This is a genomic window from Stieleria sp., assembly GCF_041595215.1.
In the GTDB taxonomy this organism is placed as follows: domain Bacteria; phylum Planctomycetota; class Planctomycetia; order Pirellulales; family Pirellulaceae; genus Stieleria; species Stieleria magnilauensis.
Genome location: NZ_JBFHKV010000501.1, coordinates 1 through 5,914, shown reverse-complemented (window position 1 = coordinate 5,914; position 5,914 = coordinate 1). Strand labels below are relative to the sequence as shown.

At 60.2% G+C, this 5,914-nt stretch carries 6 protein-coding genes; 2 read left to right on the top strand and 4 right to left on the bottom strand.

Annotation, left to right across the window (positions count from 1 at the left end; translation table 11 throughout):
- Window positions 1-118 precede the first annotated feature (118 nt).
- Window positions 119-1,039 (top strand): cation diffusion facilitator family transporter, encoded by a 921-nt coding sequence (locus ABX749_RS18805; protein ID WP_372897313.1) that lies wholly within the window; start codon window positions 119-121, stop codon window positions 1,037-1,039.
- Window positions 1,040-1,103: 64 nt separating this feature from the next.
- Here the strand turns inward: ABX749_RS18805 and ABX749_RS18800 are convergent, their stop codons facing one another.
- Complete coding sequence (locus ABX749_RS18800; RefSeq protein WP_372897312.1) at window positions 1,104-2,939, bottom strand: TIGR03960 family B12-binding radical SAM protein; 1,836 nt, start codon at window positions 2,937-2,939, stop codon at window positions 1,104-1,106.
- Between the two features lie 118 nt (window positions 2,940-3,057).
- Here ABX749_RS18800 and ABX749_RS18795 point away from each other — a divergent pair, with 118 nt between their 5' ends.
- Complete coding sequence (locus ABX749_RS18795) at window positions 3,058-3,378, top strand: Rieske (2Fe-2S) protein (RefSeq protein WP_372897311.1); 321 nt, start codon at window positions 3,058-3,060, stop codon at window positions 3,376-3,378.
- A 127-nt stretch (window positions 3,379-3,505) separates the two neighbouring features.
- Here ABX749_RS18795 and ABX749_RS18790 read toward each other — a convergent pair whose 3' ends face one another.
- From ABX749_RS18790 to trpB, 3 genes are all read right to left on the bottom strand, one after another.
- Window positions 3,506-4,207 (bottom strand): metal-dependent hydrolase, encoded by a 702-nt coding sequence (locus ABX749_RS18790; protein ID WP_372897310.1) that lies wholly within the window; start codon window positions 4,205-4,207, stop codon window positions 3,506-3,508.
- Window positions 4,204-4,512: a hypothetical protein gene (locus ABX749_RS18785; protein ID WP_372897309.1), complete on the bottom strand. Its 309-nt coding sequence runs from the start codon at window positions 4,510-4,512 to the stop codon at window positions 4,204-4,206. The genes ABX749_RS18790 and ABX749_RS18785 overlap by 4 nt, the downstream gene beginning before the upstream one ends.
- 197 nt (window positions 4,513-4,709) lie before the next feature.
- Window positions 4,710-5,914, bottom strand: a 1,205-nt coding sequence (trpB, locus tag ABX749_RS18780) for a tryptophan synthase subunit beta (protein WP_372897308.1), incomplete at its 5' end; no start/stop codon positions are given.

Here is a 5,914-nt window from a genome sequence, read left to right as displayed (position 1 = left end):
GGCGCGAAACCCTAGGTCACCGATAGCCGCAGGATCGACGTGCGGGCAAAAAGTCGGGTAACTTATAAGGCTTCGTTCTGACCTCCTTCCCCGCCACCGTTCCTGGTTCCGCATTCGCGTGTCGCTCAGTCCCCCACGAGATGAAGCATCGATCGCGGTCCGCGATCGTGTTTACATTGATGCCAAACGCGCCGCGATCTGGGGTCTGAGCGTGAACGTCGTGTTGGTCGTTGCCAAAATGACCGGCGGGCTGGTTTTGCGAAGTTCCGCATTGATCGCCGACGCGGTCAATTCAATCGGGGACGTGACCAGTTCGGTTGCCGTTCGCGCGGCGTTGCACGTCGCCGAGCAGGAAGAAGACGACGATCATCCCTACGGGCACACCAAGGCCGAATCGATTGCAGGGTTCGGTGTTTCGTTGCTGGTGATGTTCGGCGCCGGAATTTTGGCGATCGAGACGATCCGGCAGTTCTCTGTGGTGCAGGCGATCCCGCACTGGTCGGCCGGCGTGATTGCGGCGGTTTGTAGCGTGATCAAGGAAGCGCTGTTTCGGTACACATCGCACGTCGCCACCCGTCTCGGTTCGGCAGCGCTTCGCGCCACCGCGCTCGATCACCGCAGCGACGCGTTGGGGTCGGGCGCGATCGCGATCAGTTTGTTCGCCGCACCGTACCTGGGCGCGTTCGGGCCGTACGTGGATCCCGTCGCGGCCTTGTGCGTTTGCGGCGTGTTGATGATGACCAGCGCCAAGATGTTTTTAGCGATCGCGGCAGAATTGATGGACCAGCAGGCGGACGCGGCCACCGTGGCCAAGGTGCGTGACATCGCCGCGGATGTCGATCAGGTCAAAGAGATCGAAAAGCTGCGGGTCCGCAAGAGCGGGCTGGAGTATTTCATCGAGATCCACGTTCAAGTCGACGGCCAGTTAAGCGTCGATCAAGGCCACCGCATCGGGCACGAAGTCAAGAATCGGCTGTTGGCCAACATGCCGAGAGTCAGGGACGTGCATCTGCACATCGAACCGTGGATGGGGGAGTAGGGGCGGTTTCAAGTTTCAAAACTGAGTACTGAGTACCTGAAACCTGAAACCTGAAACCTGAAACCTAAGTCGCGTTGGCGAGGGCTTCGAGCTGGACGGTGGCTCTGCCTTGTTCTTTTTCCAGGTAGGCGCGACCGAATTTGACGTTGACGTGGTCCCAGGGCAATTTGTCCAGCAGTTCGTATTTCTCGTGGACTTGTCGTTGGACGTCGATGCCGGCGTCTTCGATGGCCGACCACCATCGATCGGGATCCAGGTGTTCGGTCCAGCCGTCCATCCGCGCGCCGCGTTCCCAGGCCAGGCGGATGGCGTTGCCGGTGCGTCGATCGCCGCGGCTGAGGACGCCTTCGAGCAGGCTGGTTTCGACATTGTGGCACTTGATGTTGACGCTGCGGATCTTGCGGCGGCTCCACATGTACTTGTGCGCCCAGTGGAAGTATTCACGGCTTTGCATGCCGTTCCACTGGTACGGCGTGTGGGCTTTGGGGACAAAGTTGGACACGCTGGCGGTGACGCGTGCGTAGCGACCTTTGACTTCCTTGCCGACCGTGGCGATAGTTTCGGCCAAGTCGACGATGCCGTCCAGGTCGACCGGTCGCTCGCCGGGCAGGCCACACATGAAGTACAGTTTGACGCTGTCGAAGCCGTTTTGGAATGCGTTGCGGCAGCCTTCGATCAGGTCGCTGTTTTTGATCTTCTTGCGAATTTGTTCGCGCATGTCATCGCGTGCGACTTCGGGCGCCAGGGTCAGCGAGCTGCGTCGATCGGTACCGATCAATTGGGGCAGCGATCGCAATTGATCGTTGACGCGTAAGCTGGGCACGCTGATGTTCACACCGAGCGGCTTGAAGACTTCGTGCAGCCGTTTGACGAGCGGTTCGAAATGCGGGTAGTCGCTGCTGGAGAGCGAGAGGATGCTGATTTCGTTATGGCCGGTGTTCAGATAACTTTCCCAGGCGGCATCGACGATCGTGTCGACTTCGCGGATTCGCAACGGGCGTTTGATCACGGTGCTTTGGCAGAACCGGCACAGGTGGGGGCAGCCGCGCATGATTTCCAGGGCGATTCGGTCGTGCACACATTCGATGTAGGGCACGATCGGATCGGTGGGCAGGGGGATTCCGTCCAGGTCACTGATCACACTGGGGGCGAAGGTGGTGGGGACGTCGTCCCGGACGCGCTCAAGTGACGCGATGCGTCCGTCTTTGTAGGTCGGCTGGTAAAACCGTGGCACGTAGGCGTACTCGAGCGTGTTGGCGACTTTGGCCAGGGCGTCGCTGCGTTGCCGTTTTCCTTCTTCGCCGTCGGGCAACGTGCCATCCTCGCGGCGGTAGCTCTCTTTGATCTCCAGCCACAGGTCGCAGACCGTCGGCAGGGCGGGTTCGCCGTCGCCGGTGATCATCACGTCAAAGTAATCCGCCATCGGCTCGGGGTTTTGGCAGCACGGTCCGCCGGCGACCAACAGCGGGTCGTTCATCGTGCGGTCGACCGATTCCAGGGGAATCCCGCCCAGGTCGATCATCGTCAAGACGTTCGGGGAGCTGATTTCGTACTGCAGGCTGAGCCCGACGACGTCAAATTCTGACAGCGCGGTGAAGGTTTCCAGGGTGTACAGCGGGATTTCGTGTTTTCGCAGCAACTGCTCCATGTCCGGCCAGGGCGTGAAGACACGTTCGGCACACCAATCGTCGCGGCGGTTCATCAGCGAGTAGAGCACCTGCAATCCGTGGTGGCTCATGCCGATCGTGTAGGCATCGGGAAACCCGACGGCCAGTTTTCCGCGGACGCCGCGATGGTCTTTGACAACGATATTTCGTTCGCCGCCGACGTATTGGGCCGGTGTTTGAACGTGCGGCCAAACGCGGGATTCAAGCAGTTTGCGTCGCTGATGGTTGATCATTCCGAAATGCCGATTCGCGTGTGCGGGTGTGGTGAGTCTTCAGTGGAATGCCTAAAGTGTGGTCGGTACAAGGCTACCAACGCAAGAGAAACCGAAAAAGACAAGGTGCATCCGAGCTGTGAGCGAATTTGAATCTGTTGGCAAAGTGGACGATTTCGAGATCGGCCGCGGAAAAGCGGTCCCGGTTGACGGCCGAATGGTCGCCGTGTTTCGTCAGGAAGACGGCAGCTGGCACGCGATCGACGACCTGTGTCCCCACATGGGGGCATCGTTGGCCGAAGGGCACGTCGAGGGGACCACGGTCACGTGCCCCTGGCACGCCTGGCGATTCTGCATCGTCGATGGCACCTGGGAAGACAATCCGCGGGTCAAAACGGATTGTTTTGAGGTCAAGGTCGAAAACGATGAGGTCTGGGTCCGCGAGATCGAGGAGGAGTGACGCATCGGCCCTGAGAACCCTCCCGCTCGACCCCATAGGCACCAAGTTAAGCCGTCGGTTCGGTATGAATGTGAAGTCACCCTCCCGCACACGGGAGGGTTACTTCATTGAACGTCGCGGTCAGGTGTTACAGGCCACGGACCAATTCGAGCGTGTGGGTTTCGCCGACTTTCAGAACCACCGGTTTGGAATCGGTTTCGGCGATGACGTGGTTGGCCCAGGCGGCGGCGTCTTGCTCGATCGGCGGCCAGGTGTTGTAGTGGGTCGGCAGCACCACTTTGGGTTCGATCAATTTGATCGCTTCGATGCTGTCGTGGATCCCCATGGTGAACACGTCCCCGATCGGGATCACGGCGACATCGGCACCGCCGGCGTACCATTTCATGTCGCTGTAATAGGCGGTGTCGCAGGCGAAATAGACGCGGAAGGTTTCGAATTTCAGCAGGAATCCCGCAGCGGATCCGCCGTAGGAGCCGTCGGGCAAGCTGCTGCTGTGCAGCGCCGGGACCATTTTCGCGGTTCCATCCCCGAGCGCGACGTTGCCGCCGACATTCATGGCGACGACGTTTTCAAATCCGTGGTTCTTTTTGAACCATTCGGCGATCTCCCAGGTTGCGATCAATTGGGCGCCGGAGTGTTTGAGCACCGCGGCGACGTCGCCGACGTGATCGGCGTGGCCGTGGGAGACGAGCACATGCGTGACATCGGCGAACTGATCGGCCGAGACTTGAGCTTTGGGGTTATCGGCGAAAAATGGATCCAGCAAAATCCGGGCGCCCGCGGTTTCGATCAGCCAGCTTGCGTGTGAGAGCCAAGTGAGTTTGATCATCGAGTTCGATCTTCCTTTTGTTGATGTTTGATTTGTTCCAGGGAGGTACCGTGAGCGGCCAGCAGCTGGTTGACGTACAGATACTGAATGTGTTCTTCGCTCGCCTCGGGATTCCGGCTGCGAATCCCGGCTCGCATGACTTGTCTCACTTCTTCGGTCAGCTGGAATGCTTTCGCGATCCGTTGCTCGCCGGTCATGTTTCGCCAAATGTCGCGCCACACTCGCAGTGATTCGCGGCCGGCTTCGGTTTCCATCGCGATGCGGTCTTCGAGTTTGGTTCCCAAGATGCGGTTGGTGTCGGTCATTGGTGGACCTGGTCGAGCAGTTCTTTCAGAGACTCGCCGTGTTCTCCCACGTGTCGATGTAGATATTCCATGTCAATTGAATCTGCAAGCGTACGCAGGATATTGACGATATCGGCCCGCTGTTGTGATGAACCGCCCAGTTGGGCGTCCCAGCGGAGTTTAGAAAGAATAACATCTTCGGCGGTTGCGATGTCAGCCTAGAAGTCTTCGCCGCGTAGTCGCGCGATTTCCATCGCATCTTTGTCGCCTCGTCCGGACAGGCAGACGACCAGATTTTCGGATTTGGGCATCTCGGCGGCCAGTTTCATCGCCTTGGCCAACGCGTGGCTGGTTTCCAGGGCGGCGATGATGCCTTCGCTGCGTGCGAGTTTGTCAAACGCGTCCATGGCGTCGGCGTCACCGCACTGGATGTAGTCGACGCGGCCGGTGTCTTTCCAGTAACTGTGTTCGGGTCCGACGCCGGGGTAGTCCAACCCGGCACTCATGCTGTGCACGTCACAGGTTTGGCCGTCTTCGTCTTGCATCACGTAGCTGTAACTGCCGTGCAGGACGCCGGGGGAGCCGAACGTCATGGGGGCGGCATGATCGCCGGGGTTGCTGCCCCGCCCGCCGGCTTCGACGCCGACCAATCGCACGCCCTCGTCTTCGATGAAGGGGTAAAACATCCCGGCCGCGTTGCTGCCGCCGCCGACACAGGCGACCACGCAGTCGGGCAGCTTGCCAAACACTTCCAGCGACTGGTCGCGCGTTTCGCGTCCGATCACGGCTTGGAAATCGCGGACCATCATCGGGAACGGGTGGGGGCCGATCACGCTGCCGATGATGTAGTGCGTGTGTTCGACCGAGGACATCCAGTCGCGCATCGCTTCGTTGACGGCATCGCGAAGGGTTCGCGAGCCGGATTCGACGGGGCTGATCGTCGCACCCATCAGTCGCATGCTGAACACGTTGGGTTTTTGCCGGCGAATGTCTTCGGCACCCATGTAGACCGTGCAGGGCAACCCGAAGTGTGCACAGGCGGTCGCGCTGGCGACGCCGTGTTGGCCGGCGCCGGTTTCCGCGATCACGCGCGTTTTTCCCATTCGCAGCGTCAGCAACGCCTGGCCGAGGGTGTTGTTGATCTTGTGCGCCCCGGTGTGATTGAGGTCTTCGCGCTTGAGCCAAATCTGGGCCCCGCCGGCGGCTTCGGAGAGGCGCCGGGCGTGGTAGAACGGGCTGGGGCGGCCGACGAACGTTTTCAACAATCCGTCCAGCTCCCGCTGGAACTCCGGATCTTTCTTGGCCAGTTCGTATTCTTCGGCCAATTGATCGAGTGCGCGGGTCAGTGTTTCGGGGACGAAGCGGCCGCCGAATTCGCCGAATCGGCCTTTCGCATCGGGGACCGCCGCCGTCGCGGGCTCTT

Bases quoted from the DNA above. Each gene is read 5' to 3' on its own strand.
- ABX749_RS18800 (WP_372897312.1), bottom strand. From the start codon at position 2,939: ATGATCAACCATCAGCGACGCAAACTGCTTGAATCCCGCGTTTGGCCG.
- ABX749_RS18790 (WP_372897310.1), bottom strand. From the start codon at position 4,207: ATGATCAAACTCACTTGGCTCTCACACGCAAGCTGGCTGATCGAAACC.
- ABX749_RS18785 (WP_372897309.1), bottom strand. From the start codon at position 4,512: ATGACCGACACCAACCGCATCTTGGGAACCAAACTCGAAGACCGCATC.